Source organism: Methylocystis sp. SC2 (genome assembly GCF_000304315.1).
Classification (GTDB): Bacteria; Pseudomonadota; Alphaproteobacteria; order Rhizobiales; family Beijerinckiaceae; genus Methylocystis.
In genome coordinates this window covers 1644055-1667457 of sequence record NC_018485.1, presented here as the reverse complement: position 1 = coordinate 1667457, position 23403 = coordinate 1644055, and the positions used below count along the sequence as shown (strand labels likewise).

Annotated in this window: 35 protein-coding genes and 1 tRNA gene; 29 read left to right on the top strand and 7 right to left on the bottom strand. The window is 63.6% G+C overall.

All coding sequences use genetic code 11. The annotated features are described in order from the left end of the window. Nucleotides 1-23: 23 nt before the first annotated feature. The gene (locus BN69_RS08040) at nucleotides 24-308 is read right to left on the bottom strand and encodes a hypothetical protein (protein ID WP_014891087.1); all 285 of its coding nucleotides are present in this window, start codon (nucleotides 306-308) and stop codon (nucleotides 24-26) included. 119 nt (nucleotides 309-427) lie between these two features. Beyond that, nucleotides 428-973, bottom strand: a complete 546-nt coding sequence (locus BN69_RS08035; protein ID WP_148277067.1) for a hypothetical protein — start codon at nucleotides 971-973, stop codon at nucleotides 428-430. A 144-nt stretch (nucleotides 974-1117) separates the two neighbouring features. Here BN69_RS08035 and BN69_RS19435 point away from each other — a divergent pair, with 144 nt between their 5' ends. The 26 genes from BN69_RS19435 to BN69_RS07895 all read left to right on the top strand — a co-directional run bounded on the left by BN69_RS19435 (nucleotide 1118) and on the right by BN69_RS07895 (nucleotide 15358). Continuing rightward, complete coding sequence (locus tag BN69_RS19435; RefSeq protein ID WP_158491302.1) at nucleotides 1118-1285, top strand: hypothetical protein; 168 nt, start codon at nucleotides 1118-1120, stop codon at nucleotides 1283-1285. A 138-nt stretch (nucleotides 1286-1423) separates the two neighbouring features. After that, complete coding sequence (locus tag BN69_RS18415; protein WP_014891085.1) at nucleotides 1424-2320, top strand: DUF7666 domain-containing protein; 897 nt, start codon at nucleotides 1424-1426, stop codon at nucleotides 2318-2320. After that, nucleotides 2320-2715 (top strand): HNH endonuclease signature motif containing protein, encoded by a 396-nt coding sequence (locus BN69_RS08025; RefSeq protein WP_014891084.1) that lies wholly within the window; start codon nucleotides 2320-2322, stop codon nucleotides 2713-2715. Before BN69_RS18415 ends, BN69_RS08025 begins: the two co-directional genes overlap by 1 nt. After that, complete coding sequence (locus BN69_RS08020; protein ID WP_014891083.1) at nucleotides 2712-2984, top strand: hypothetical protein; 273 nt, start codon at nucleotides 2712-2714, stop codon at nucleotides 2982-2984. The genes BN69_RS08025 and BN69_RS08020 overlap by 4 nt, the downstream gene beginning before the upstream one ends. Nucleotides 2985-3218: 234 nt before the next feature. Further along, complete coding sequence (locus BN69_RS08015) at nucleotides 3219-3449, top strand: hypothetical protein (RefSeq protein ID WP_014891082.1); 231 nt, start codon at nucleotides 3219-3221, stop codon at nucleotides 3447-3449. Nucleotides 3450-3461: 12 nt separating this feature from the next. Beyond that, the gene (locus BN69_RS08010; RefSeq protein ID WP_014891081.1) at nucleotides 3462-3704 is read left to right on the top strand and encodes a hypothetical protein; all 243 of its coding nucleotides are present in this window, start codon (nucleotides 3462-3464) and stop codon (nucleotides 3702-3704) included. A gap of 20 nt (nucleotides 3705-3724) precedes the next feature. Further along, nucleotides 3725-4042 carry a hypothetical protein gene (locus BN69_RS08005; protein ID WP_014891080.1) on the top strand — a complete coding sequence of 106 codons (318 nt, stop codon included), beginning with the start codon at nucleotides 3725-3727 and terminating at the stop codon, nucleotides 4040-4042. Beyond that, on the top strand, nucleotides 4042-4263 hold the full coding sequence (locus BN69_RS08000; RefSeq protein ID WP_014891079.1) for a hypothetical protein: 222 nt from the start codon (nucleotides 4042-4044) through the stop codon (nucleotides 4261-4263). Before BN69_RS08005 ends, BN69_RS08000 begins: the two co-directional genes overlap by 1 nt. Next, entirely contained in the window at nucleotides 4260-4679 is a 420-nt protein-coding gene (locus BN69_RS07995) for a hypothetical protein (RefSeq protein WP_041926863.1), read from the top strand. Before BN69_RS08000 ends, BN69_RS07995 begins: the two co-directional genes overlap by 4 nt. Beyond that, nucleotides 4676-4975: a hypothetical protein gene (locus BN69_RS07990; RefSeq protein WP_014891077.1), complete on the top strand. Its 300-nt coding sequence runs from the start codon at nucleotides 4676-4678 to the stop codon at nucleotides 4973-4975. Before BN69_RS07995 ends, BN69_RS07990 begins: the two co-directional genes overlap by 4 nt. Continuing rightward, the gene (locus BN69_RS07985; protein WP_014891076.1) at nucleotides 4972-5787 is read left to right on the top strand and encodes a beta clamp domain-containing protein; all 816 of its coding nucleotides are present in this window, start codon (nucleotides 4972-4974) and stop codon (nucleotides 5785-5787) included. The genes BN69_RS07990 and BN69_RS07985 overlap by 4 nt, the downstream gene beginning before the upstream one ends. 14 nt (nucleotides 5788-5801) lie before the next feature. After that, nucleotides 5802-7778, top strand: coding sequence for a ParB/RepB/Spo0J family partition protein (locus BN69_RS07980; protein ID WP_014891075.1), 1977 nt, complete (start codon nucleotides 5802-5804; stop codon nucleotides 7776-7778). Continuing rightward, nucleotides 7775-8323, top strand: coding sequence for a 3'-5' exonuclease (locus tag BN69_RS07975; protein WP_051013244.1), 549 nt, complete (start codon nucleotides 7775-7777; stop codon nucleotides 8321-8323). The genes BN69_RS07980 and BN69_RS07975 overlap by 4 nt, the downstream gene beginning before the upstream one ends. After that, a complete protein-coding gene (locus tag BN69_RS07970) occupies nucleotides 8320-8649 on the top strand; it encodes a hypothetical protein (RefSeq protein WP_014891073.1) in 330 nt (109 codons plus the stop codon). Before BN69_RS07975 ends, BN69_RS07970 begins: the two co-directional genes overlap by 4 nt. Next, entirely contained in the window at nucleotides 8646-9242 is a 597-nt protein-coding gene (locus BN69_RS07965; protein ID WP_014891072.1) for a hypothetical protein, read from the top strand. The genes BN69_RS07970 and BN69_RS07965 overlap by 4 nt, the downstream gene beginning before the upstream one ends. Further along, on the top strand, nucleotides 9239-10618 hold the full coding sequence (locus BN69_RS18410) for a DUF5131 family protein (RefSeq protein WP_014891071.1): 1380 nt from the start codon (nucleotides 9239-9241) through the stop codon (nucleotides 10616-10618). The genes BN69_RS07965 and BN69_RS18410 overlap by 4 nt, the downstream gene beginning before the upstream one ends. Nucleotides 10619-10844: 226 nt before the next feature. Beyond that, nucleotides 10845-11123, top strand: coding sequence for a hypothetical protein (locus BN69_RS07945; RefSeq protein ID WP_014891069.1), 279 nt, complete (start codon nucleotides 10845-10847; stop codon nucleotides 11121-11123). Between the two features lie 47 nt (nucleotides 11124-11170). Then, nucleotides 11171-11491: a hypothetical protein gene (locus BN69_RS07940; protein WP_014891068.1), complete on the top strand. Its 321-nt coding sequence runs from the start codon at nucleotides 11171-11173 to the stop codon at nucleotides 11489-11491. A gap of 302 nt (nucleotides 11492-11793) precedes the next feature. Further along, a complete protein-coding gene (locus BN69_RS07930) occupies nucleotides 11794-12096 on the top strand; it encodes a hypothetical protein (protein ID WP_014891066.1) in 303 nt (100 codons plus the stop codon). Then, nucleotides 12093-12599, top strand: a complete 507-nt coding sequence (locus tag BN69_RS07925) for a hypothetical protein (RefSeq protein WP_014891065.1) — start codon at nucleotides 12093-12095, stop codon at nucleotides 12597-12599. The genes BN69_RS07930 and BN69_RS07925 overlap by 4 nt, the downstream gene beginning before the upstream one ends. Further along, nucleotides 12596-12901 (top strand): BrxR family helix-turn-helix transcriptional regulator, encoded by a 306-nt coding sequence (locus BN69_RS07920; RefSeq protein ID WP_014891064.1) that lies wholly within the window; start codon nucleotides 12596-12598, stop codon nucleotides 12899-12901. The genes BN69_RS07925 and BN69_RS07920 overlap by 4 nt, the downstream gene beginning before the upstream one ends. Beyond that, nucleotides 12894-13280, top strand: a complete 387-nt coding sequence (locus BN69_RS07915; protein WP_014891063.1) for a DUF4326 domain-containing protein — start codon at nucleotides 12894-12896, stop codon at nucleotides 13278-13280. Before BN69_RS07920 ends, BN69_RS07915 begins: the two co-directional genes overlap by 8 nt. Beyond that, nucleotides 13277-13549 carry a hypothetical protein gene (locus BN69_RS07910; protein WP_014891062.1) on the top strand — a complete coding sequence of 91 codons (273 nt, stop codon included), beginning with the start codon at nucleotides 13277-13279 and terminating at the stop codon, nucleotides 13547-13549. Before BN69_RS07915 ends, BN69_RS07910 begins: the two co-directional genes overlap by 4 nt. Continuing rightward, the gene (locus BN69_RS07905) at nucleotides 13546-14061 is read left to right on the top strand and encodes a GIY-YIG nuclease family protein (protein ID WP_083858701.1); all 516 of its coding nucleotides are present in this window, start codon (nucleotides 13546-13548) and stop codon (nucleotides 14059-14061) included. The genes BN69_RS07910 and BN69_RS07905 overlap by 4 nt, the downstream gene beginning before the upstream one ends. Beyond that, the gene (locus BN69_RS07900) at nucleotides 14058-14276 is read left to right on the top strand and encodes a hypothetical protein (protein ID WP_014891060.1); all 219 of its coding nucleotides are present in this window, start codon (nucleotides 14058-14060) and stop codon (nucleotides 14274-14276) included. Before BN69_RS07905 ends, BN69_RS07900 begins: the two co-directional genes overlap by 4 nt. Then, complete coding sequence (locus BN69_RS07895; RefSeq protein ID WP_014891059.1) at nucleotides 14276-15358, top strand: tyrosine-type recombinase/integrase; 1083 nt, start codon at nucleotides 14276-14278, stop codon at nucleotides 15356-15358. The genes BN69_RS07900 and BN69_RS07895 overlap by 1 nt, the downstream gene beginning before the upstream one ends. Before the next feature lie 32 nt (nucleotides 15359-15390). On the opposite strand, the gene BN69_RS07890 is transcribed toward BN69_RS07895, so the two are convergent. From BN69_RS07890 to rdgB, 4 genes are all read right to left on the bottom strand, one after another. Continuing rightward, nucleotides 15391-15475: transfer RNA gene (locus BN69_RS07890), tRNA-Tyr, on the bottom strand. A 190-nt stretch (nucleotides 15476-15665) separates the two neighbouring features. After that, nucleotides 15666-16064 (bottom strand): DUF779 domain-containing protein, encoded by a 399-nt coding sequence (locus tag BN69_RS07885; RefSeq protein WP_014891058.1) that lies wholly within the window; start codon nucleotides 16062-16064, stop codon nucleotides 15666-15668. 122 nt (nucleotides 16065-16186) lie between these two features. Further along, entirely contained in the window at nucleotides 16187-17704 is a 1518-nt protein-coding gene (gene adh / locus BN69_RS07880) for an aldehyde dehydrogenase (RefSeq protein ID WP_014891057.1), read from the bottom strand. A 103-nt stretch (nucleotides 17705-17807) separates the two neighbouring features. Further along, nucleotides 17808-18437, bottom strand: a complete 630-nt coding sequence (gene rdgB, locus BN69_RS07875) for an RdgB/HAM1 family non-canonical purine NTP pyrophosphatase (RefSeq protein WP_014891056.1) — start codon at nucleotides 18435-18437, stop codon at nucleotides 17808-17810. 280 nt (nucleotides 18438-18717) lie between these two features. On the opposite strand from rdgB, the gene BN69_RS07870 reads away from it, so the two are divergent. The 3 genes from BN69_RS07870 to BN69_RS07860 are packed head-to-tail and all read left to right on the top strand — an operon-like array spanning nucleotide 18718 to nucleotide 21013. Beyond that, nucleotides 18718-20220 (top strand): sigma-54-dependent transcriptional regulator, encoded by a 1503-nt coding sequence (locus BN69_RS07870; RefSeq protein WP_014891055.1) that lies wholly within the window; start codon nucleotides 18718-18720, stop codon nucleotides 20218-20220. A gap of 38 nt (nucleotides 20221-20258) precedes the next feature. Beyond that, a complete protein-coding gene (locus BN69_RS07865) occupies nucleotides 20259-20735 on the top strand; it encodes a glutathione peroxidase (protein ID WP_014891054.1) in 477 nt (158 codons plus the stop codon). Next, a complete protein-coding gene (locus tag BN69_RS07860; protein WP_014891053.1) occupies nucleotides 20732-21013 on the top strand; it encodes a hypothetical protein in 282 nt (93 codons plus the stop codon). Before BN69_RS07865 ends, BN69_RS07860 begins: the two co-directional genes overlap by 4 nt. Before the next feature lie 86 nt (nucleotides 21014-21099). Here the strand turns inward: BN69_RS07860 and BN69_RS07855 are convergent, their stop codons facing one another. After that, nucleotides 21100-23298: a carbohydrate porin gene (locus tag BN69_RS07855; RefSeq protein WP_014891052.1), complete on the bottom strand. Its 2199-nt coding sequence runs from the start codon at nucleotides 23296-23298 to the stop codon at nucleotides 21100-21102. Between the last annotated feature and the right edge of the window lie 105 nt (nucleotides 23299-23403).

The following is a 23403-nucleotide window of genomic DNA, read 5'->3' as shown; positions in this document are numbered from 1 at the left end:
AACGGGAGAAAAAGATGGCTGCGTTAAGGGCGGTCGCCGTCGCCTGGTTTCGGCGCGAGGACTATGAGCGCATTAAAGAGATTTGCGACGATGCAATGATCCCCGCCTTCGACCAGTGGGAAGCCAAGATGCGTCAGAAAATCGACGACCTTCGGCGGCAGGGGTCCCGCGTCCTGATCGAACGAATCATAATAGACCCTGATCAGCTCCTCGCTTTCGCGCGACGGCGCGGCTTCGCTAAAATCGACTCCAAGGTAAGAAGCGAGTTCGCCGCCTTCACCCTCGAAAACAAGCATGCTCGCGGCCATTAACTCCCCCTTTGGATCTAAAGCCTCAGAGACCATTATGAGCGATAAGAAGGACCCGCCTCCGCCGCCGCCGGAACAACCGAGCGATACCGGCAAGAAAGATATCGGTGGCGGGCTAATCACCCGATAGACCAGAGCGTCAGCCCTACCGACGCGCCGAACGCCAGCGCGCCACACGCGCCGATGATGACGGCCTTCAGCAGCAGTGCGGCTTTCGCGCTGTTCGACGCTTGGCTTTGCGCGATTAGGTGAACTGTTCTGTGCGCGCCATAGGCGAGCATATGGCCAACAGTTTGGTCGTCGCCGTCGATGACGCCTGACCGCAACCACACTTCAGGGGCCCAGCCCATATACCCATACTCCATCCCGCGCATGCTCCACGCTGAAACGAAAGCGGCGGCGACGAAAAACGTCCCGGAGCAAAAGAACGCCCATGCCGTTTCGCGCAAGAGCGGGTCTCGTAGGATCGCCGCCCCCACGCCGAAAACCGCAAGCGAGATTGTGACGAAGGCGGTGAATATCGTCGTCGCCTTATGGTCGAAGTGCGCCTTCGTCTCAAGCGCATCGGCGAGCCTGCGTTGACCCAGATCGAACGCCTCCCGCGCCACCCGCTCGTTAATCGCGAGCTTTTCCATATCCCCGGGCGTAAGCATTCCTTCAGCCATCCCCGCCTCCGTTTCCAACCGACCGTAGCCCGCAACTAGACCGCGCGCAATAATAAGTTGAAGATTTCCAACTTTCCTATTGACGAGTTGGAAAATTACAACCTATCATCCCTCCATAGGCGCTTCGCCTGTGGAGACCAGACCATGTCCTTCCTTCATTCATTGCTCACCGAACAGCAGTTCGCGACCCTGCTTTTTTCGCTGCCGTTTCTCGCGCTCTGCGTCGGCGGCTTGATCGCCCAATATGTCGCGATCCGCTCGGAGCTCGCCCGGCTGCGCCGCGTCCGCGTCCCCGCGCGCCGCGCGCGCTGATCGCCGTCCGCGCCGGGAGGTCGCCGTCATGAACCTGCTTGACATCGCCATGTTCGCTTCGGCGCTCGCGCCTTTCGTCGCCGACCGGCTTGCGGCGCTGCGTCTGCGGGTCGCCCCGCGCCGCATTCGGAGGAAGTAATGGCGCGCAAGTCGAAAAAAACCAAAATCACCGCGGTCGCGCCGACTGCGCCCGTCGTCGTCAAGACGGTGAAGGGCTTCGACCGCGATCTGAAGTGTCGCGGTTTTCAGTTCGAGGTCGGTAAAACCTATTCCGTCGAAGGACCGATCGTCGTCTGCCAGAACGGCTGGCATGCCTGCGAAAACCCGCTCGACGTGTTTCGTTACTATCCCGTCGGCGTCTCGCGCTTTCATGAAGTCGAGCAGAGCGGCGATCTCGCGCGTCACGACGAAGATACGAAGATCGCCAGCGCCACGATCACGATCGGCGTCGAGCTTTCGATCGGCGAGATCGTCTCACGCGCGGTGAGATGGATTTTCGACAAGGCGACGGTCGAGAAGGAATCGACAGCCACCAGCGGCTACAGGGCGAACGCAGCCACCAGCGGCTACGGGGCGAACGCAGCCACCAGCGGCGACGGGGCGAACGCAGCCACCAGCGGCTACGGGGCGAACGCAGCCACCAGCGGCGACGGGGCGAACGCAGCCACCAGCGGCGACAGGGCGAACGCAGCCACCAGCGGCGACAGGGCGAACGCAGCCACCAGCGGCTACGGGTCGAACGCAGCCACCAGCGGCGACGGGGCGAACGCAGCCACCAGCGGCGACGGGGCGAACGCAGCCACCAGCGGCTACGGGTCGAACGCAGCCACCAGCGGCAAGAATTCTGTTGCTGCCGCACTCGGGCGTAGATCGAAAGCGAAAGCCGGAGAAGGCGGCGCGATCTGCCTCGTCTGTCGCGATGAGGACGGCGACATCCTCGCCATTCGCGCGAGCAAGGTCGGCGAGAACGGCATCAAGGCGGGCATTTGGTATTCGCTCAACGCCTCCGGCGAGTTCGTCGAGGAGGCGGAGTGATGGCCCGCAAGAACTTCAAACGCTCGATCATCGTCGCCCGCTACAAGCATTGCGGCGGCAGATGCGAGGGCGTTCTTGAGAACGGGACGCGCTGCTACGCCGTCGTCAAGCCGGGCGCCTATGAATGCGACCATGACGATCCGGACGGATTGACGGGCGAGCCGACATTCGAGAACGCCCGCATTCTCTGCATCCCCTGCCACGCCGAGAAGACGAAAGACGACGTCGCCGCGATCGCCAAGGCGAAGCGCCGAGAGGCAAATCACGTCGGCGCGTTCATTCCGCCGAAGCGGAAGATCGCGGTCAGGCCATTTCCGAAGCGTCCGAGGAAGCTGCGCATCGAACTCGCGCCACTGCAAAGACGCGGAGTTTACGAAGCGAGGATTGCGCGATGAGCAAGGAAAGACTCGGCGATGCGCCGATTGAGGACAGCTACCGCGAAAAGATGCAGGCGATCGCGCGGACGCTCGACGAATTCCTCAACGGCGAGGCGAAGGGATCTGACCGCAAGACGGGTTTCGTTTTGCTCGTCTTCCCTTTCGGCGCGCAAGACGGGCGCTGCAACTACATCTCGAACGGCGCGGATCGTCGCGACATCGTGACGATGATGAAGGAGCAGATCGCTCGCTTCGAAGGCCAGCCGGAAATGAAAGGGCGCGCGTGATGGCCGCGCCGCGCTTTCACCTCGCGCTCATCGTCGTTATGGCGCTCGCCTACGCGGCGGACTCGCTCTGGGTCAAGCCGCGCCGACGACATCTCGATTTTCTCTCCTCGCGCGATTGCGCCTTTCAGGGAAGGTGTTGGATCAGATGAAAAACATCGACGCAATTCTTGTCGCCTTCCTGCCGGTCGCGATCGCGGCCTTTGGCCTCTACTCCGCCTTTCACGGGGCGAACCCGTGAGCGCGCGCGAACCATCCGTGGCGCGCGACTTCAATCGCGCCGTCATCGAAGCCTTCGGCTTGGTCCGTTCTTTCTGGCTCTGCGACGCCGGGCCGCGCGCGGTGATGATCGCCTGCAGAGAGGCGAAGCCGCGCAGCGAAGCCGAGCGCGCGTCGCTCGCAGAGCTTCACCGCCGCGCCAATCGACTTGCGGAATTAGAGACGCCGGGCATGCCGGCGCGCAGATAGAAGACAACGACGATGATCAAGACATTTCACGATCAGGGCGACTTCGCCGCCCAAGCCGCCGCCAAGCAATGGCTGCACGAGAACGGCTACAGCGTCGGATCATCCTGCGTCGGTTGCCCATGCGGAATCATGCGCGGCGACGTGCGTATCGCCAAATACCGGAATTTGACGCCGCGCGAGCGCGCCATGCTCGACGGCCAGATGACCGGCGACATGCGCAACGGTCCTGTGACGATCGAAATCTTTCATGTCTGAGAGCCTCGTAGGAGATCGAAATGCGCGTGAATGTTTACGCAGAAGAAATGACGGACCGGATCGAGATCATTTCGAAGGAGATCGACGGCCACTCATTCACCGGGCTGCGTTTCTATCTGGAGCTACCCGTCTCTTACAAGCCGATGATTGATGGCGGCGTTCGTCCCGTATCGGTGAAGGAAGACGGCGAGGCATTCGAACTCAAAGGTCCGTTCATTCACAGGCCAGGCGATGACGACAGCAGCGCCGTGACCTTTTGGGGCAAGCGAGATCTTCGCGACGTGCTGCGCAAGGCACTCACAGAGCTCGACGCCCACTACGAAAAGGGCAGAGCGTGATGCGGCGCGTCGTCAACATCTACTGCTGCGGCCGACTTGCCTATACGGGCCCGCTCGACCGCGCCGCTGAACGCTTCGACACGACCGAGCGGGCGCTGGCGCTGACGATCGACAATCGCCTGCTGCTCGCCAACCCCGACGCGCCGCGTTTTTACCAGACGCCGGACGGCAAATGGCCGCGCGAGACGCGCTACACCGCGAAATGGAGGGATTGCGCATGACGCGCAGCGCGACGTCGGAGCAGCGCGCAGGCCGCGCCGCTCTACAGAAATGCCTTGCCGATCTTCTCAACGGCGTATCGCCGATGGACGCCATGAAACGCGACGAGATAGAATTCGGACGCAGACCTTTGGATCTCGACGAGCGGCCTTGGTTCGCTTCTAACGTTTGGCATGATGGCGTTGTCGCTATTGACGACGCGGCGCGAGAGGTTCGGATCGTCGCCATTGCTGCGAAGGCGCCAGGAGCCGGGGCGCTGCGAAAACTGGTTGCTGGAATCGAGTCAGAAGGGATGACGCCGGTTATCGTCGAGGCGATGACAGACGGAATGCTGACAATCCTTAGTAAATGGAATTGGAAGCGCTCGATTGTTCCGGTTGGCGGCGCTTTTGAAGAACAGTGGAGGCCGCCGAGATGAGCTCTGTCACACAAACGGCGCGCATCTCTCCCGCCGCCCATGCGACGCTGACCCGTCCGCTAATCCATGCTGACGGGCGCTTTAATCGCGGCGCGATCACCCGCAAGGCGCGCAGCGAATTTCGCGCCGGACGTGCGCGGACATGGTCCGCCGCGATGTTCGCCGCATGGAAACTCGCCCATCGCCAGCTCGATGCGGCGCGAGACTATGACGCCGCGCGCCGCGCTTTCATCAGCGCGCCGAACCTACGCCGTTCCGCGCGCAGACCCTCTTGGATTGGAGAATTGTCAGTATGAGCGAAGATCAACCGAAGCCGCAAAAACCAGCCTTCCGCTGCATTGTCGACGCAGGCCTGCTGCTACGCGCCCATCTCTGCGTCGGCCAAGAAGAGACGCGCTATCATCTCACCGGCGTTAATATCGAACCCATCGCCGAGGGCGGCGCCGTGCTTGTCGCGACCGACGGCTATAAGCTCGTGGCGATCCGCGATAAAAACGCCTTCGTGGAAAATGGTTCCGGGATCGTGCATCTCAACAAGCGCTTCATCGCCGACGTTTCGCACGCCATCCGAACGCTCAACCATAATTACAAGATCGTCGTCACATCCGACCGGGCCGGCCTCATCACGACGCCTGCGCCAGAGATGATGGAAGACCGCGCAGAAGCGTGTTTCGCGGCGCTCGCCGAACTGAACGAGAAAATCCAACTCGTGCAGTTCAAGGACAAGCCCGTCATCGACGGAACATATCCAAGCTGGCGCGGGCTTCTTGCCGCGAAGCCTGACGAGGCGCTCCCGATTGATGCGATCTGTCACCATCACTTGCGGCGACTGTCCCGGGCGTTGTGCGGCGATGCGCAAGCCAGGGCGATCAGGATCGTCTCGAGCGGAAAACATGCGCCGCATCTCGTGCGCGCCGCGCAGCACGATTTAGACGCTTTCGGGTTGATCATGCCCATGCGCGCCGACATCGACGCCGACTATCCGGATTGGATAAATCCGCCGGCGCCTGCCGCCAAGGCGCCGGGCGCGAACGCCGCCGTGCGGGCGCGCTGGACGACATTTCTCGGTCTGCCGATCAGGCTCGATCCGTCACAACCCGCCGCATGAGGAACGACGAGACTATGACCATCGAACCCACCGCACAGATCGTCGCCGTTTCGCTCGACCGCATCATTCGTCTTTCGCCGCTCAACCCGCGCCAGGACATGGAGAGCGACGTCACCGATCTCGCCGCGATGATCGCCGCCCGCGGCCAGCAATCGCCGATCAAGTTGCGCCCTTGCCCCGAGGATCCGCACAGCTACGAAGTGCTCGACGGCGGTCGGCGCTGGCGTGCCCTACGCGCGCTCGCCGCGGCAGGTGATGAGCGCGACGCGCTGGCGACGCGCGTCGAAGGCGACGAGATCGAAGCGCGCGAGGTCGCGCTGATGCTGAGCGTCTCGCCGAAGCCGCTGCATCCTGTCGAGGAATATGAAAGCTTCGCCCGTCTCGAGGAATCGGGCGCAAGCGTTGAGCAGATCGCCACGCATTTCGGCCAGGACGCGCGCCACGTCCGGCAGCGCCTGGCGCTGGGCCGATTGAGCCCGCGCGTGCGCGGCCTGTGGCGTCTGGGCGAGATCGATCGCGAGCAGGCCATCGCCTTCACCGCCGGACCGATCGAGGCGCAGGAGGCGCTGCTCGACACGCTTGCCGGCCAGCCGAACTATGAATGGGGCGCGGTCGGCATCCGCCGCAAGCTGCGCGGCGAGACGCTGTCGAACAGCGGCCCCGAGGGCAAGTTCCTGCTCGCCGACAAGACGCGCGTCGAAGCCTATGTCGCCGCCGGCGGGCGCATCGAGGAGAACCTCTTCGAAGACGAGATCGTCATCCGCGACCCGGCGATCGCGCATCGGATCGTCAATGACGCGCTGCGCGCCGAAGCCGCGCGCGTCCAGTCCGAAGAGGGTTGGGGCGCGGCGCTGATCGAGGGTGAGAACGATTACGACGGCGATGAGCCGGAGCCCGACTTTTCCGTCGCCGAGGAAGCGCGGCTTGAGGAAATCAACAAAGAGACGCACGGCGCCGATCCCATGCGTGCGCGTGAGATGCACGACGAACAGGAGATGATTTATCGCGACGCGCTGCTGCGCATGATCGAACGCGAAGAGCGTGCGCAATATGCCATCGTGGCCGATCTCGATCATTATGGCCGGGTCCGTTTCACGCGCGGCCTGCCGATCCCCGAACCGGAGACGGAAGCCGGCGAAGGCGGTGACGAAATCGAAGGCGATTCCCTCCCCTCTGACGGGGAGGGTGGCGAGCCGAGCGAGCCGGGTGGGGTGAGCGCCAAGGCCGAAGCGGCGATCCCCGACCCGCTCGCCGAGCCCGGCAGAGCGCTGCGCGGCGTCATCGACGCGGCGGTGACGCAGGCGCTGCGCGACGTGACGCGTCGGCGCGGCGACATCGCGCTGATGCTCGCCGTCGCGGCGCTCGGCTGTCAGTATGGCGCCGAGGTCGTCAAGCTGAACACGCGAGCCTTCGGCGCGCCGGAGGAGCCGGTCGACAGCCTTCTGGCCGAAATCGCTGGCGCGCGTTTCGACGCGGCCCTCAAGATCTGCGCGGGCGCGCCGACCTGCGATCTTTCCGTCGCGCTGTTTCGTCTCATCGCCGCCGCGATCGACACGCGCGAGGCGCGGTTCGAGACGATCGGCGCGATCTGCGCCGCGGTGCGGGCGCGCGGCGGCGATCTCAAAGGCGCGTTCGACGTCGCGCTCGACCGGCGCGATTTCTTCGAGACCGCGCCGAAATCCGTCACGCTCGGCTGCGTCACGGGGCTGATCGGCGCGGGCGAAGCCGGTCGCGTCAAGACGATGAAGAAGGGCGCGCTCGGCGACTATGTCGCGCGCCTGTCCAATGACAAAGGCCATCTGCCCGCGCCCTTCGCCGATTGGGCCGCGGCGCGGGAACTGCCCGACGCCGGCGTCGACGCGATCCACGTCGGTGGCGAGACGACGCTCGCGGCGGCCATGTCCGCGGCGATCGCGGACGACGAAGCGCACCCGCCGGCGCCAGCGAAGAAGGCGCGCGCCGCGCGCAAGGGAAAGGCCGACGCGCCATGAACATCATGCTGGATCTCGAAACCCTATCCTCGCGGCCAGACGCCTGCATTGTCGCGATCGGCGCGGCGACGTTTTCAGACGACGGTTCCAATCAGGATAATGCATTTCTTCCGCGCCGAAAATTCTACGTCGCCGTTGATCCGCAAAGCTCGCAGGACGAAGGCGGATGCATCACCGCGCGCACGGTGCAATGGTGGGCGAAGCAATCGGATGCTGCGCGGGCGGCGCTTAATGATGAATTTGCGGTTGGCATCGGCGAAGCCTTGCGGCGTTTCGCAACCCATTGCTCGCTTTTCAGCGAACCAAAGGTCTGGGGCAATGGCGCAAGCTTCGATAATGTCGTGCTGCGCCAAGCCTACGAACGGCTCGGCATGGAAGCGCCCTGGACCTTCCGCAACGAGCGCTGCTACCGCACCTTAAAGAACCTACGTCCCGACATTGCGTTCGAGCCGTTCGGAACCGCGCACAACGCGCTCGACGACGCGATCGCCCAGGCGCGCCACGCCGAGCGCATCCTTGCAGCGCTTCGAGGAGCGCAGCCATGAGCGCGTCGTCATTCGCCAAACTGACGCTCGACGAGCGACGCGCCGCCTTACAGGCCGCCTCTCTGGCGCTCAACGCCGCGGTAGGCATTCTGCGCCCGCATGTCGCGCTGTTCGAGGCGTTCAAGCAAGAGCGCGCCGACATGGAGAGCTTCGGCCCCGTCCTCGCGCCGGGCCTCTATCTTGACCGCGAGAAGCGCGCGGTCAGCGACCTCATGGCGCCGCTCTATGAGGCCGGGCAGCGCCTCGTCGAAACCTTCGACACACAGATCGAAGCCGTGGTCGAACAGGCGAGTCAGCGCGCCGAAACCATGGATCTCAAAAGATGACACAGGCCTATCCACTGCAATGGCCTAAAGGCTGGCCGCATACGCCGATCGAGCGCCGGCGCCACAACACGCATTTTCAAACGACGTTCGATAAGGCGCGCCGCGATCTTCTGCACGAACTGGAGCTTCTTGGCGCGGGCGGGATCGTGATCTCCTCCTGGTTGCCGCTCAACCGCGACGGATCGCCGCGCTCTGATCAGGCCCGGCGCAATATCGAAGACCCCGGCGTCGCCGTTTATTTCACGCGTAAGGAAAAGCAGATGGTCATGGCGCGCGACGCCTTCCTGACGGTGCATGACAATCTCCGCTCGATCGGACTCGCGATCGCCGCTCTGCGCGCGCTTGAGCGCCACGGCGGCGGGGCCCTGCTTGAGCGCGCGTTCCACGGGTTCGCAGCGCTTCCGCCGCCGGTGCGCGAAAAGCCATGGTGGGAAGTTCTCAGCATCCCGCGCGAGAGCGAAGAATTCATGATCGAGGCCGCCTACAAGCATCGCGCCAAGGCCGCGCATCCCGATAGCGGCGGCTCTGACGAGGCGATGGCCGAACTCAATCGCGCGCGGGCCGAGGCGCTGAAAGAGCGATCCGGCTCATGACCAAGATCGAATGGGCGTCGCTCGGCCTGCCCAAGGGCGTCACCTGGAACCCGATCCGCGCGCGCAATGTCATGACCGGCAAGCGCGGCTGGCATTGCGAGAAGGTCTCGCCGGCCTGCGAACATTGCTACGCCGAAGCGCTCAACGTCAAGGCCGGCGACACCGGCGGCACCGGCCTGCCTTATAAGCCTGGCCATCGCCAGAGGGGCGACGTCGAGATCTTTCTAGACGAAAAGACGCTGCTGCAGCCGCTGTCATGGCGCGCGCCGCGCGGGGTGTTCGTTTGCAGCATGAGCGATATTTTCGGCGACTGGGTCAAAGACGAATGGCTTGATCGCATCTTCGCCGTCATGGCGCTCTGCCCGAAGCATCGTTTCGCGTTGCTGACGAAGCGGCCGAAGCGAATGCGTAGCTATCTGCAAAGTTCAGTCGAGTGCTTTCACGCAAGCGGCCAATGGCGCGAAGACATGGAGGCGCTGGCGGGGGAGCTGACAGGCAGTCCATGTGCAGCTGGTTTGTTTGAGGATTGCGACTGGCCTCTCCCCAATGTCTGGCTCGGCGTCACCGCCGAAGACCAGCCCCGCGCCGACGAGCGCATCCCAGACCTTCTCGCGACGCCGGCGGCGATGCGCTTCGTTTCGATCGAGCCGATGCTGGGCGCAATCGACATGTCGCCTTATATTCGCGCCACGCGGCGCAGCGAGCGCGATTGGGCAGATTTCGACTGGCCCTCATGGGTTCCGGAAATCGTCCAGAAACAAGTTATGGATTTCTGGCGAAAGGATTGGAACAGGGGCCCGAGCGCATGGCTGCGCTCATCAATCGAGAACGGCCATCCACCACTCGGAACGATCGGCAAATACCACGTTGTCCGCAACGGAGAGCCACTCGTCGAAGGCCGCTTCGTCCATGCTTGGAATAACATCGGTCGCGTGATTGACGAGGCAGGGAATGTGCATTGCGTCTCAGCTGGCCAGTGGCAGACCCCCAATCCATACATCGATTGGGTCATCTGCGGCGGCGAGAGCGGCCCCGCCGCGCGGCCGATGCACCCCGCCTGGGCGCGATCGCTGCGCGATCAATGCTCCGCCGCCGAAGTCCCGTTTTTCTTTAAACAATGGGGCCGTTGGGAGATCGCCGAAGAGCTTGGCGACCGCGAAGAGGGAACGAATTTCTGGCGATTCCCCGACGGCGATGAATTCCGCATCGTTTCTGACGGACACGACATCGTTCTGTGCGCCGCAGAAGAAGGACGAGAGCCGTGCAAGATCTGGCGCGACTATTGGGCTGACGGCCACGGACATCTCGCAAAGACCGGGAAGGCCGGCCGGTTGCTCGACGGCAAGGAATACAGCGAATTCCCGGAGGCGAGATGAAACTCACGCTTGAACCGACAGATGAAATGAGGACCTTCGAAGGCGCACCATGTCGCGTCTGGAAAGGATCGACGGAGGCTGGCGTCGAGATTTTGGCTTTCGTCCGCTGCGTCCAGCCGCAGACGCATGACGAGGCAAAGCTCGCCGTCTTCGACAAAGAACTAAAAGCCTTGCCGCCGGTCCGCAGAGAACTTGTTTCCTTCGATTACAGAATGGTCGCGGACTGATGATCCACATTCGCATCGACAACGAAGAGATGAACAGCAAGCGTCGCTTCGCCTGCGGAATCGGGCCGGAGTTGCCCGAAGGTGATGTCTATTACTTCGAGGGCGAAGCAGGCGCGATGTTCGCAGATTGCCCCGGCTGCAATCCTGGAGGGCCTCGCAAACTCGGAACGCCGATCTCCCAATTGAGCGGACGCCCAGGTGAGCCAGGCTATGACGAATTCGTCAGGATCGCGAAATCGTGGGGCCACGACCGATCATGCCTGGCCTCTACTCACTAAAGCGCCAAAGCCCGCCGCGCCTCGCAACGACGATATTCGGCGCCGTCATGGTCCGCGGGCCATTCCCGGACGATTATCTCGATTTGCAGTGGCAATTTCGCCTTCATCGCGACGGCGAGTCGGCGCGCTTTCGTGGCGCCGGTTTGGAAGCCTATGTCGTGGATTGCGATGGCGACGCGTCATATTGGGAACTGCGCGATGTTCGCAAGATGAAGTCACAGAGCTTGATCGCCTCCGGCAGCGATATCGGTTGCGACCCGATCTATCACTTCTGGAAGTGTCTCGTCGACGCTGAGGCCGCCCTTCGAAGCGAGGTCGCGAAGCGCAAGCGCGCCTTGACCACGCTACGGGAGTCCCGCCATGGGTGAGGCGAACGACGTCATGCCGATAATGCTCGGAGGCTATAGAGCCGAGGAAAATATTCGCCAGATCAGAGATGGCGGAGAATCCTTTCTCGTTATCTCAGTCCCGATGAGCCTGCTCTCCGCGCACGAAGCGCAGGCTCTCACAAATCACGGTCAATCTCTGGCACAGCCTCGAAGCCGCGGCGGGCTATCGGCCTGCGAGGCCGTTGCGATCCTAGAAGATCGTCCGTGGCGGAGGATGTCGAAAGTAGAAGCCAACCGAAGTTTGCGCGCGGCCATCGCCGCTACTGACAGCGAGTCCCACCATGGGTGAGCAGAAGCGCAAGGCGCTTGTCGGCATCGGCCCGACCCAGCTGCGGCCTAAGGTCGATATCGACTGCGCGATCGAGGAGTTCGAAGCGCTTGTCGAGTCGGGCCGCATCGAAGGCTTTGTCCAGATTGCGAAGCTGTGTCCCGCCGGCGCGAAGGCGCGCCTGCCGATCAGCGAGTTGAAGCTCATGACGTATGGCCTGGAGAAGCGCGACGTCTACGACATGCTCTGCATCATGAAGCGCAGCATGGAAGAGACGATGGGATTTCGTGAGGGTGAGCGCGAGGCGGCGCCATGACCCGATTCACCATCCACGACGCCGATCGTGCGCATGACGAATGGGGCGCGAACTGCGGGCCCGGCGCGCTCGCCGCGATCATGGACATGACGCTCGACGAGGTGAAGCCGATCATGCTTGCTGTCGGCTTCGAGGGCCGGCGCTACACCAATCCGGCCATGATGAACGCTGCACTGCGTATTGTCGGCAAGCCTTGGCGGAAGATCGGCGCGAACTGGCCTGATTACGGGCTTGTGCGCGTTCAATGGGAAGGACCCTGGACGCAGCCCGGCGTGCCGATGGCGGCGCGCTATCGTTACACGCATTGGATCGGGCACTTCCAAGGGCGAACCTCACGCGGCGTGTTCGACATCAACTGCATGAACAATGGCACGGGCGGGTGCGCGCTCGCCGATTGGGAGCGGGTGATCGCGCCGCTGCTCTGCGCCAACTACCCGCGCGCGACGGGCGGCTGGCATGTCACGCATGCGATAGAGGTCGAGAGAAAGGCGGAGGCGGGATGATCGACGCCTCTGACAAGCGCCTCGAAGGACTACGCCTGTCTGTGCGGGAGCGTCTCGCCCGCGCGATCAATCACGCGCAGATCACCGGGACGATCAACCGCGCTGATATTCGCCGCCTCGGCGAGGTCTCTGTGACCCAGGCGTCGATCGATCTTCGCGAGATTAAGGCGCGCTTTCCAAAACTGCTGGTCTATGACGTGAGCGCGAAGACCTATCTCGCGACCGATCGCATCGCTGCGCCGCAGATAGCTGGAAACCCAGAGTCATGGGGCAACTCGACGATGGATTGGTTCCATGAATGACGCCCCGCGCCCCGTCCGCCTTCGCCTCTCGCGCGCCAAAGGCTTCAACCTGCAAGAGTGCGCGCGTTCGGTTAATGGACTGCCAGCGGTGAATTGTGCGCGGCCGGGTCCGTTCGGCAATCCGTTCGTCATTGGCGAAAAACCGGCATGGCCATTTACTGAATTCACACCTAAGCGTGTCGAGACCGCGGAAGAGGCGGTTGCGCTGTTCAGGCGCGCGCTCGTTAAGCGAGCGGCGACTAATGACGCTTCAATAGACGCGATTGTCTCGCTCCGCGGCAAGAACCTCGCATGCTGGTGCGCTATGGGCGAGCCTTGCCACGCCGACGTTCTGCTCGAACTCGCCAATCTTCCAATCTGCGAAGAGGTCGCGCCATGACCAAGCGCGCCACGTCATCTCAAGCGAAGAGGCTCGCCGGCCTGTTCTGCGGACAATATGGAGGCGTGATCCACGCGTCGCGAAGAGAGAACTATGTCACACCAACCGATCGCGCAATTATCGCGCGCGGCTGGGTGTCGGCTAACGGCAAGATCGGCGCATTTCCATCTGGAGCGCCTTACGACGAATACGAGATTAATGATGCGGGTCTTGAGGCGCCTGAGGAATACCTGCGTCACGCCCGTTTGAAGCGCGAGGCGGCCGCATGACCCAGCGCGCTAGCCGCCCTGCCCCGCAGCGCATCCGCGCCGAAGAGGCGGCCGCTATGCTGGGCGTCTCGCGCCGCGGCGTCCATGCGCTTGCCGCGCGAGGCGATTTGCCTGGAGCGGCTAAGATTGGGGCGATATGGACGTTCGATCCACAGAGACTCAAGCGCTACAAGGCTTCGCTCGCTCGTCTTGCGGAGAAACTTGAAGAGATTGATGAATTTAGTTCCGCGCCAACCGGCCGCGTCTATGTCGCTGGCTATGATCATTACGTCAAGATCGGGTTCTCGGCGGCATCAAGAGGCGCGCGGATCCTATCCCTTCAGACCTCAGCGCCAAAAGAGATCAAGGTCTACAAATATTTGCCAGGAGATATTGCGCTCGAAAGAGCGCTGCATCGCAAATTCGCACGATATAGGCTGAAAGGCGAGTGGTTTAGAAATACTGGCAGACTCAATGAATGGATCGGGGCTGGTTGCCCGCTGCCATTGACAGAGCATAGCGCAAAACCATGAGCCGTCGCGCCGCACGCGTCACGCAATGCGACATCGAGCGCGCCCTACGCGCCGCGTCGGCGCAGCGCTCGCGCAGCGGCGAGGCCTGGCGCGTGCGCGTCGAGGTGGATGGCGTGATCATCCTCGAACCGCAGCCAAAAGCCGCAGGCGGCGATGACTGGCCGACCGGCGAGGCCGGCCCGGCGTTTGGCGAGCGGCGAAGGTTCGTGCTTTGATGGCCGAAATGCCACGACAGCGCTGGCCGTATCTCCAATGCGCGACGACGCGCCACAAAAAGACCGTCTGGTATGTCCGTCTCCAGGACGCCGGGCGCACCCGCGTGCGCCTGCGCGCCGATTACGGGACGCCTGAATTTCGGGCGGAATATGAGGCGGCACTGAAACGGCTCGCGTCGGTGGGGCAGGGGAAGGCGCAGGCTGGTTCGCTCGCATGGGCTGTCGAGCTCTATCGACGCTCTACAGCCTGGTCGGAGCTATCAGCGGCGACGCGGCGCCAGCGCGAGAATATCCTCAAGCATGTGCTGGCGCGTTGCGGCAGCGCTCCTTTGCGCCAGATCTCCCGCGCCGACATCGTCGGTGGGCGCGAGGATCGCGCAGCGGCGCCGGCGGCGGCGCGGCACTTCATCGAGACGATGCGCGGGATCTTCCTTTGGGCGCTCGACGCTGAGCTCGTCGCGGCGGACCCGACGGCGGGCGTTAAGACCCCGCGCCGCAAGACCGACGGGCACCTGCCATGGACGGCGGCTGACTTGGCCGCATTCGAGGCGCGCTGGCCGCTCGGGACGCGCGAGCGGTTGATTTACGCCGTGCTGCTCTACACCGGGCTGCGCCGCGGTGACGCGGCGCGGGTCGGCCGCCCGCACGTCCGCGACGGCGTCATCCGCATTCAGACCGAAAAAACCGGGGAGTGGGTGGCGATTCGCATCGCGCGGGGATTGGCGGCGGCGATCGATGTCGGGCCCGTCGGAGAGTTGACATTCATCGCGAGCGAGGCCGGCCGGCCGCTGCGTAAGGAGTCGCTCGGCAATATGTTTCGCGACGCCTGCCGCGCCGCTGGCGTCGACAAGTCGGCGCACGGGCTGCGCAAGAACGCGGCGACGCGCGCCGCAGAGAACGGCGCCACGGAAGCGGAACTCGAGGCGATGTTCGGCTGGCGCGGCGGGCGCATGGCGTCGCTCTATACGCGGGCGGCGAACCGCGAGCGGCTGGCGATCGGGGCCGGCGACAAGCTCGAAACGCGAACGGCTATGGGCGCACCTTCAGGGGAAGTTGGGCGCACCTTGAAAAAGTCCGAGTGAAACCAGCGATTTATGAAGAGGATTTAAGGTGATGGTGGGGGAAGTAGGACTCGAACCTACGAAGGCTTAGCCAGCGGATTTACAGTCCGCCCCCTTTGCCGCTCGGGACATTCCCCCATCGTCCCGCGAGCGAGACGCGGCCGCGATGAAGCGGCCGATGCAGCGGCATATGCGGCCCCCGCGGCGCAGTGTCAACCTTAAACTCCCCGACGGGCCGGGGGCGACGCTGAGCCCGCTCGAGCGCCGCCGTTCGCCGTCCATCGGACGCAAGAACTCGATCAGTGGCGTTGCGCGGCGGGCGCAGCGCTCAAGCTGGCGAGTCGGCGGCGGGCGTCGCGGCGGCCAGATGCGCCAATTCGTCGTCGGTGAAGAGCCGCGAACGCGTCAGGAACCGCAGCCCCGTGCCATTGTCGAGCGAGAACATGCCGCCTTGGCCCGGCACGACGTCGATGACGAGTTGCGTATGCTTCCAGTAATCGAACTGCGCCGCGCCGATGTAGAAGGGCGCGTCGCCGATCTCGCCGAGCCGCACGTCGCCGTCGCCGACGAGGAAATCTCCTTGCGGATAGCACATGGGCGCCGAGCCGTCGCAGCAGCCGCCCGACTGGTGGAAAAGGAGGGCGCCGTGTTCGCCGCGCAGCCGGGCGATGAGATCAAGCGCCGCGGGCGTGGCAATGACTCTCGCCGGTTTGATTGTCGTGGTCACTACCCCCTCCCTGTCCCTCCCCCGCTAAAGCGGGAGAGGGGACGCTAGCGATCGGCGTTCCGCGCTTCTCCGGTGAAGGGCGCGTATCGCTCCCTCTCCCGCGAAGCGGGGGAAGGCGGGGGCTAAAAGAACCCCAGCTTCTTCTCGCTGTAGCTCACCAGCATGTTCTTCGTCTGCTGATAATGATCGAGCATCATCCTGTGATTCTCGCGGCCGATGCCCGACTGTTTGTAGCCGCCGAAAGCCGCATGCGCGGGATAGGCGTGATAGCAGTTCACCCAGACGCGCCCCGCCTGAATGGCGCGGCCGAAGCGATAGCAGCGGTTGGCCTCGCGGCTCCACACGCCGGCGCCAAGGCCGTAGAGCGTGTCATTGGCGATGGCGAGCGCCTCGTCGTCGTCCTTGAAACGCGTCACCGACACGACGGGGCCGAAGATTTCCTCCTGGAACACCCGCATGCGATTATGGCCTTCGAGCACGGTCGGCTTCACATAGAAGCCGCCGGCGAGGTCGCCCGCGAGCGCGTTGCGTTCGCCGCCGGCGAGCACCTTCGCGCCTTCCTGCTTGCCGATATCGATATAGCTGAGGATCTTTTCGAGCTGTTCGGAGGAGGCCTGCGCGCCGATCATGGTTTCGGGGTCGAGCGGATTGCCCTGCTTGATCTCGCCGACGCGCTTTAAGGCGCGCGCCATGAAGCGGTCGTAGATCTTCTCATGCACCAGGGCGCGGCTCGGACAGGTGCAGACCTCGCCCTGATTGAGCGCGAACATCACGAAGCCCTCGACCGCCTTGTCGAGATAGTCGTCATCTTCGCGCGCGACGTCCTCGAAGAAGATGTTGGGCGACTTGCCGCCGAGCTCCAGCGTCACCGGAATGAGGTTCTGGCTGGCGTATTGCATGATCAGCCGGCCGGTCGTCGTCTCGCCGGTGAAGGCGATCTTGGCGATGCGGTTCGACGAGGCGAGCGGTTTGCCGGCCTCGAGCCCAAAGCCGTTGACGATATTGAGCACGCCCTTGGGAAGAAGCTCGCCGACAAGCTCCGCCAACACGAGAATGCTTGCGGGCGTCTGCTCGGCCGGCTTGATGACGACGCAATTGCCGGCGGCGAGCGCCGGCGCAAGCTTCCAAACGGCCATGAGGATCGGGAAGTTCCAGGGGATGATCTGGCCGACGACGCCGAGCGGCTCGTGGAAATGATAGGCGATGGTGTCGTGATCGATTTCGGAAATGCCGCCTTCCTGGGCGCGAATGGCGCCGGCGAAATAGCGGAAGTGATCGATCGCGAGCGGAATGTCGGCGGCGCTCGTCTCGCGGATCGGCTTGCCGTTGTCCCAGGTCTCGGCGGCGGCGAGGAGACCGAGATTGGCCTCCATGACGTCGGCGATGCGGTTGAGGATCACGGCGCGTTCCGCCGGGCTCGTCCTGCCCCAGGCGTCCTTGGCGGCGTGCGCGGCGTCGAGCGCGGCCTCGACGTCGTCCTTGTCGGAACGCGCGATCTCGCAGACCTTCTGGCCGGTGATCGGGGAGACATTGTCGAAGACGCGGCCGGATTTCGCGTCCGCCCATGCGCCATTGATGAAATTGCCGTAGCGCGGTTTGAACGGCGGTTTGAGCGCGGCGAAAGTTTCATGCTTGGTCATGGGGCGTTTCCTCGCGTTTCCGCAGCGGCGGCTTTTTCTTTGAGAAGGTAGTCGGAGCGCGGCGTTACGCCAAGTGCTGACGTCAAGCGGCCGAGCCGGTTGTCTAGTCGAGACACGCCTTCGCCAGCGCCTGAAAGGCGCGGGCGCGATGCGACAGCGCCCGCGAGCCGTCGCCGGGCAGGGCGTGTTTTTCCGCCGACATCATCTCGCCGAAAGTCTTGTCGAGCCCGTCGGGCCGAAAGATCGGATCATAGCCGAAGCCCTTTTCGCCTTTTGGCGGAAAGACGAGAACGCCGTCCACGCGGCCCTCGAACTGCTCGATATGCCCGTCCGGCCAGACCACGGCGAGCGCGCAAGCGAAATGCGCGCGATAGGGCGGCGTGGCGCCGCGCGCCTCGAGCTCGCGCTCGACGCGGGCGCAGGCGGCCTTGAAGTCGCGATCCTCCCCCGCCCAGCGCGCCGAATAGACGCCGGGGGCGCCGTCGAGCGCGTCGACGCAAAGACCGGAATCATCGGCGAAGGCGGGCGATCCGGACGCCATGGCGGCGGCGTGCGCCTTTAGGAGCGCGTTGCCGGCGAAGGTCCGTTCCGTCTCCTCCGGCTCCTCGAGGCCGAGTTCTCCGGCGGAAACCGCTTCGACGCCATGCGGCTCGAGCAATTGCCTGAGCTCCCAAAGCTTCCCGGGATTATGCGTGGCGATGACGAGCCTGCCGACGATTTTGCGCGGATCCATCAGATTTCCTCCCGCCGCGCGGCTCCTGGCGCGCCGGCGGGGGCGTCGCCATGGCGCTGACATCTCCATAACTTGCAGCGATTCGCCGTCAAATCGCCAGGATCGCCTTCTGGGGTCTTGGTCGATGGGTCGGAAGGCGCTACAAAGTTTTGTCTTGGCGCGGTTAACCCCGCCTTTACTATGCTTGGCAACGATTGAGGAGCCGCCGAGACGGTTCCGGGACGCGCCAAGCCCGAGGCGGCGACTTCGCCGCTCGATATCCCGGAATGCAAGGGACGAAATGACCTCGACCATTCTCATTGCGGACGACGATCCCGTTCAACGTCGTCTGTTGGAAGCTATGACGCGGCGATTTGGTTACGAGACCGAGACCGTCGAGAGCGGCGAACAGGCGATTGCGCGGCTGACGCAGCCTGGCGCCAAGGCCATAGCGCTGCTCATTCTGGACCTCGTCATGCCCGACCTCGACGGCATGGGCGTGCTCACCCGGATGCGCGACATGAAACTCGCGACCCCGGTGATCGTGCAGACGGCGCATGGGTCGATCGAGGCGGTCATTTCGGCGATGCGCGCCGGCGCCCATGACTTCGTGGTCAAGCCGGTCGGCGCGGAACGCCTGCAAATTTCGATCAAGAACGCGCTCTCCGCCGATGCGCTCGCCGACGAAGTGCGCCGCATCAGCCGGCGGGCGCAGGGCGCTCTGACGTTCAAGGACCTCGTCTCGCGCAGCGACGACATGGCGCGCGTCATCCGTCTCGGCCAGCGCGCGGCGCATTCCTCCATTCCGGTGCTTCTCGAAGGCGAGTCGGGCGTCGGCAAGGAGATCGTGGCGCGCGCCATCCAGGGCGCGTCGGATCGCAAAGGCAAGCCCTTCGTCACCGTCAACTGCGGCGCGTTGCCGGCCAATCTCGTCGAATCGATTCTCTTCGGCCATGAGAAGGGCGCCTTCACCGGCGCCACCGAAAGGCACAGCGGCAAATTCGTCGAGGCGAACGGCGGAACGCTGTTTCTCGACGAGATCGGCGAACTGCCGCTCGACATTCAGGTGAAGCTGCTGCGCGCGCTGCAGGAAGGCGAAATCGATCCCGTCGGCGCGAAGCGCGCGATCCGGGTCGATATTCGACTGATCTCGGCGACCAATCAAAATCTCATCGACCTCGTCAAACGCGGGCTGTTTCGCGAGGACCTTTTCTATCGGCTCAACGTCTTCCCGATCAACATTCCGCCGCTGCGCGGTCGACGCGAGGACGTCGCCGATCTCGCCAGGCGCTTCGCGGCGCGCTTCGCCGCCGAGGAAGGCCGCAATATCCGCGGCGTGACCTCGGAAGCGCTGTCGCTGCTGACGAGCTACGACTGGCCGGGCAACGTCCGCCAACTGGAGAACGCCGTCTTTCGCGCCGTCGTGCTCGCCGACGGCGACGAGCTGACGGTCGCCGAGTTTCCGCAAATCGCCGCCCATGTCGAAGGTTATGAAGTGCGCGTGCCGCCCGCGCCTGCGCCGGGCGTCCCCGGGACCGCGCCGCGCGAACGCGAGATCGTCCGCGTCGAAATCCGCGACCCGAATGCGATGTCGCTGCTGGGATCGAATGGCGAGATGCGCACGCTCGAAGACATCGAGACCGCGACGATCCGCTTCGCCTTGACGCACTATCGCGGCCAGATGTCCGAAATTGCGCGCCGACTTGGAATTGGCCGCTCGACGCTCTATCGGAAGATGAAGGAATACGGGCTCGAGGAAGCGTCAGAAAACGACTCCGAGCCTTCGGGAACGCTGGTCGCATAGTCCGCGAGCGCACGCTTCCCTTTTCGTGCGAGGGTTTCATGACGCTGTTCGACATCGAGGCGACGACGATCGACGGCCAGCCGAGGAAGCTTGCCGATTACGCCGGCAAAGTCATGCTGGTCGTCAATGTCGCGAGCCGGTGCGGCTTCACGCCGCAATACGCCGGGCTCGAAGCGCTTTACCGCAAATTCGCCGATCGGGGATTCGTCGTTTTGGGCTTTCCCTGCAATCAGTTCGGCGCGCAGGAGCCGGGCTCCGAGAAGGAGATCGCGTCCTTCTGTTCGGCGAATTACGACGTCACCTTTCCAATGTTCGGCAAGATCGACGTCAATGGCGAGACCGCGCATCCGCTCTATCGCCTGCTTAAGCGCGAGGTGCCGGGAATTCTGGGTTCCGAAGCCATCAAATGGAATTTCACCAAGTTCCTCATCGACCGCGAGGGACATGTCGTGAAGCGGTACGCGCCGACCGACACGCCCGAGGGAATCGCCAAGGACGTCGAGGCGCTGCTGTGACCGCCATTGACGCGCGCATGATCGGCGGCGGCGATCCGCTTGTCTGCGACGTAAGGCTGGGGGACGGCGCAAGCGAAACCCGCCATCGCGTTACGGTGTCGCAAAACGATTTCGAGCGGCTAAGCGGCGGCGCCGATGCGGAAAGTTTCATTGGCGCGGCCTTTCGCTTTCTGCTCGACCGCGAAGCGAAGGAGAGCATCCTCGCGCGCTTCGACGTCAGCGTCATCTCCCATTATTTTCCTGAGTTCGAGCGCAAGCTGCCGGAATATCTCAACTGAAGCGCCAATGTCATTCTCGACGAAGCGAGCGATCGGGAAACCGGAGTTAGGCCTTCGGGTTGTCGGGAACGAAGGCGAAAGCCTTCTCAAAACGCGGCGCGAAATCTCAGGCCGAAGACATTGATCGGTCCCCGCGCGCTGTTATGCGCAGGGTTGACCAGCAGCTGATAATCGAAGGTCGCATCGATATTCTTGCCGAAGCCGATCTTGTAATAGGCTTCCATGTTTTTCTCGCCTGCGTAAGATATCGCGCCGTCGCCGATGTAGACGCTGGTTCCGCCCAGTCCGAAATAGCGCACCCGGTCGCCATGAAGCCCGCTCAAGGCGCCCGCGAGCCCGATCTCGTCGTCGTCGCGTCCCCACCACGTTCCGCCGGCCACGACGCCCATTGAAAGCTGCCGGTCGATGTCCGTGTAATCGACCGTTTCATAGCGTCCGTCGGCCATGCTGGCGCGCAGGAAAAAGCCGAGATGCGGGGCGATCTGCTGTTTGACGTTGATCCCGCCGCCGGTCTTTACGGCGCGGCGCCGCTCATTTTCGACGCTCGGCGGAAACTGGTTGGTGAGGAAGGCGTAACGAATGACGTCGTCGATTTTGCTTATGTAGCCGTTGTCGCCAAAGGCCAGAAATTTGATCGCGCCGGGCTGATCGAAGAGATCATACCGCGCCTCAAATTCCGCGACGCCCATGAATTGGCGGAAGAGCTGCGGTTCGATCTCCAGCCCGTTGGGAATCGTCGAGAGCTGAAACACGCCGCCGCGCGCCGTCCACCAGTCCTGTTTCCACTCGACCGCGAGCCCATAGGTGTAGCCCCAGGAGTCGGCGGCGTAGTCCAAGGCGCCCATTTCATTGAAGGCGAAGTTGAGAAAACCGGTCGTCGGGTCGTGCGCATAGACGTTGTCGTCGAAGACGTCGGGCACGGCGAATTTACCAAGCGTGACGATCACGCGGTCTCGGTCGACTCTGCCGGAGATCTGGTTTTGCGTCGATTCAAGCACTTCGCTTCGGGAGCCGACGTCAGGGTCGGTCAGCCGTTCGCCGCCGTTCAAGCCGATGATCTGGCGCAGAAAATAACGCTGAAAACGCATGTAGGGCGCGGCGCGTCCGACCTTTGCGACCGCGCCATTCACATAGGCGGCGGCGCCGACCGAATTGGCGAGTCCATAGCCGGCGTCGATCTCCGGATTGAGGTAGGCGGCGCCGCCCTCCCATAAGCGTAGGCCCAGAAAAAGGTTCGTGGTCGAGCCGACATTGGCCTTGCCGCCCGAAGGGAAACTGTTCGGTCCGTCATAGAGCGCGCGAAAGCGCGGATAGGCCTGCACGACATTCGTCGTCTGCGCATGCACGCTGTAGCGTTCAGGGGCGTCCGAATCGCCGCCGTTCCCGCCATTGCCCGAATTCTGGCCGTTACGCGCCTGCTGGCCGTAGTGCAACTCGCCAGGAATCTCGCTTTTCGCGCCGAAATGATAATTCAGACCGAAGCGCAACAGATGGTTCTCATTGCGCATGCGCGACACGTAGGCATAGCCGGCGCCGTTGTCGAAAACCTGCGTGTTCAACGACTGATTGAGAAAGAGATATTCGGCGCGCGCCGACCAATTGTCGGCGAAGGCGTATTCGAAGCCGGCGCCGATCGCATATTTCATCCGCGAGGATTGCGACCATGGCGCAGAGAAAGTCGCGTCGAGCCCGCTCGCGCCGAGCGTCAGAGTCGCCGGACCTCTTGCGCCGCCCGCCGCGACGCCGCCCGTGAGATAGAAGAGCGAGCGGTCCCAGGCATAGCCGACGCGCCCGCGAATGCTCGCGAAGAAATTCGCGCTCGAATTGGCGGAGAGCGTATACGCCGGCAGGCCGGGAACATAGGCCGGCGAAGCGGGGACAAGGCCATGCGGGCCGCGCCTGCCGTCGAGAAGGCTGAGATCGGTTTCGAAACCCCAGACGAGAGGGCCGCTCTGCCAATTATAGCCGACCTGCGCGCCGACCGTGACGCCTGGGCGCGTCACGCCACGGGGATAAAGATCGTAAGCAGGCGCGCCGAAGCCGCTTGTCGCCTGCAGTCGCTCGCCAGCGTGCAGGGGAACGGCGCCGCCGAGACTCGCGCCCATATACATGCCGACCCAGCTGAAGACCGGCGGCCGGTCCTCGCCGCGCGCCGCGTTTCCATTCAGCGCGCAAAATGCAAAACCAAGAGAGACGACAAAAGAAAGGCGCGCGCCGGCGCTCGTCGGCGCTCCATGTCCGGTGGCGGCGACGCTCGAAGTCGGGCAGGATCGAGGCCTCTGCATGCGCTCTTAAGAACCTTGCCGACTTCGTCTCCGTTGGATAGGCGATAAGGCTGCGCCGGAACCAAGCGCCGCGCGAATCGTCCTCTGGCCAAATAGTAAAACTCT

What these genes read in the sequence shown, in the direction of transcription:
- BN69_RS07855 (WP_014891052.1), bottom strand. Translation starts at nt 23,298, where the DNA reads ATGCAGAGGCCTCGATCCTGCCCGACTTCGAGCGTCGCCGCCACCGGA.
- BN69_RS07900 (WP_014891060.1), top strand. Translation starts at nt 14,058, where the DNA reads ATGAGCCGTCGCGCCGCACGCGTCACGCAATGCGACATCGAGCGCGCC.
- BN69_RS07995 (WP_041926863.1), top strand. Translation starts at nt 4,260, where the DNA reads ATGACGCGCAGCGCGACGTCGGAGCAGCGCGCAGGCCGCGCCGCTCTA.
- BN69_RS19435 (WP_158491302.1), top strand. Translation starts at nt 1,118, where the DNA reads ATGTCCTTCCTTCATTCATTGCTCACCGAACAGCAGTTCGCGACCCTG.
- BN69_RS08020 (WP_014891083.1), top strand. Translation starts at nt 2,712, where the DNA reads ATGAGCAAGGAAAGACTCGGCGATGCGCCGATTGAGGACAGCTACCGC.
- BN69_RS08035 (WP_148277067.1), bottom strand. Translation starts at nt 973, where the DNA reads ATGGCTGAAGGAATGCTTACGCCCGGGGATATGGAAAAGCTCGCGATT.
- BN69_RS07915 (WP_014891063.1), top strand. Translation starts at nt 12,894, where the DNA reads ATGAATGACGCCCCGCGCCCCGTCCGCCTTCGCCTCTCGCGCGCCAAA.
- BN69_RS07895 (WP_014891059.1), top strand. Translation starts at nt 14,276, where the DNA reads ATGGCCGAAATGCCACGACAGCGCTGGCCGTATCTCCAATGCGCGACG.
- BN69_RS07905 (WP_083858701.1), top strand. Translation starts at nt 13,546, where the DNA reads ATGACCCAGCGCGCTAGCCGCCCTGCCCCGCAGCGCATCCGCGCCGAA.
- BN69_RS07980 (WP_014891075.1), top strand. Translation starts at nt 5,802, where the DNA reads ATGACCATCGAACCCACCGCACAGATCGTCGCCGTTTCGCTCGACCGC.
- BN69_RS07925 (WP_014891065.1), top strand. Translation starts at nt 12,093, where the DNA reads ATGACCCGATTCACCATCCACGACGCCGATCGTGCGCATGACGAATGG.
- BN69_RS08005 (WP_014891080.1), top strand. Translation starts at nt 3,725, where the DNA reads ATGCGCGTGAATGTTTACGCAGAAGAAATGACGGACCGGATCGAGATC.
- BN69_RS07985 (WP_014891076.1), top strand. Translation starts at nt 4,972, where the DNA reads ATGAGCGAAGATCAACCGAAGCCGCAAAAACCAGCCTTCCGCTGCATT.
- BN69_RS07940 (WP_014891068.1), top strand. Translation starts at nt 11,171, where the DNA reads ATGGTCCGCGGGCCATTCCCGGACGATTATCTCGATTTGCAGTGGCAA.
- BN69_RS07975 (WP_051013244.1), top strand. Translation starts at nt 7,775, where the DNA reads ATGAACATCATGCTGGATCTCGAAACCCTATCCTCGCGGCCAGACGCC.
- BN69_RS07910 (WP_014891062.1), top strand. Translation starts at nt 13,277, where the DNA reads ATGACCAAGCGCGCCACGTCATCTCAAGCGAAGAGGCTCGCCGGCCTG.
- BN69_RS07945 (WP_014891069.1), top strand. Translation starts at nt 10,845, where the DNA reads ATGATCCACATTCGCATCGACAACGAAGAGATGAACAGCAAGCGTCGC.
- BN69_RS07990 (WP_014891077.1), top strand. Translation starts at nt 4,676, where the DNA reads ATGAGCTCTGTCACACAAACGGCGCGCATCTCTCCCGCCGCCCATGCG.
- rdgB (WP_014891056.1), bottom strand. Translation starts at nt 18,437, where the DNA reads ATGGATCCGCGCAAAATCGTCGGCAGGCTCGTCATCGCCACGCATAAT.
- BN69_RS08040 (WP_014891087.1), bottom strand. Translation starts at nt 308, where the DNA reads ATGGCCGCGAGCATGCTTGTTTTCGAGGGTGAAGGCGGCGAACTCGCT.
- BN69_RS07865 (WP_014891054.1), top strand. Translation starts at nt 20,259, where the DNA reads ATGACGCTGTTCGACATCGAGGCGACGACGATCGACGGCCAGCCGAGG.
- adh (WP_014891057.1), bottom strand. Translation starts at nt 17,704, where the DNA reads ATGACCAAGCATGAAACTTTCGCCGCGCTCAAACCGCCGTTCAAACCG.
- BN69_RS07965 (WP_014891072.1), top strand. Translation starts at nt 8,646, where the DNA reads ATGACACAGGCCTATCCACTGCAATGGCCTAAAGGCTGGCCGCATACG.
- BN69_RS18415 (WP_014891085.1), top strand. Translation starts at nt 1,424, where the DNA reads ATGGCGCGCAAGTCGAAAAAAACCAAAATCACCGCGGTCGCGCCGACT.
- BN69_RS07870 (WP_014891055.1), top strand. Translation starts at nt 18,718, where the DNA reads ATGACCTCGACCATTCTCATTGCGGACGACGATCCCGTTCAACGTCGT.
- BN69_RS08010 (WP_014891081.1), top strand. Translation starts at nt 3,462, where the DNA reads ATGATCAAGACATTTCACGATCAGGGCGACTTCGCCGCCCAAGCCGCC.
- BN69_RS08000 (WP_014891079.1), top strand. Translation starts at nt 4,042, where the DNA reads ATGCGGCGCGTCGTCAACATCTACTGCTGCGGCCGACTTGCCTATACG.
- BN69_RS07930 (WP_014891066.1), top strand. Translation starts at nt 11,794, where the DNA reads ATGGGTGAGCAGAAGCGCAAGGCGCTTGTCGGCATCGGCCCGACCCAG.
- BN69_RS18410 (WP_014891071.1), top strand. Translation starts at nt 9,239, where the DNA reads ATGACCAAGATCGAATGGGCGTCGCTCGGCCTGCCCAAGGGCGTCACC.
- BN69_RS07970 (WP_014891073.1), top strand. Translation starts at nt 8,320, where the DNA reads ATGAGCGCGTCGTCATTCGCCAAACTGACGCTCGACGAGCGACGCGCC.
- BN69_RS07920 (WP_014891064.1), top strand. Translation starts at nt 12,596, where the DNA reads ATGATCGACGCCTCTGACAAGCGCCTCGAAGGACTACGCCTGTCTGTG.
- BN69_RS08025 (WP_014891084.1), top strand. Translation starts at nt 2,320, where the DNA reads ATGGCCCGCAAGAACTTCAAACGCTCGATCATCGTCGCCCGCTACAAG.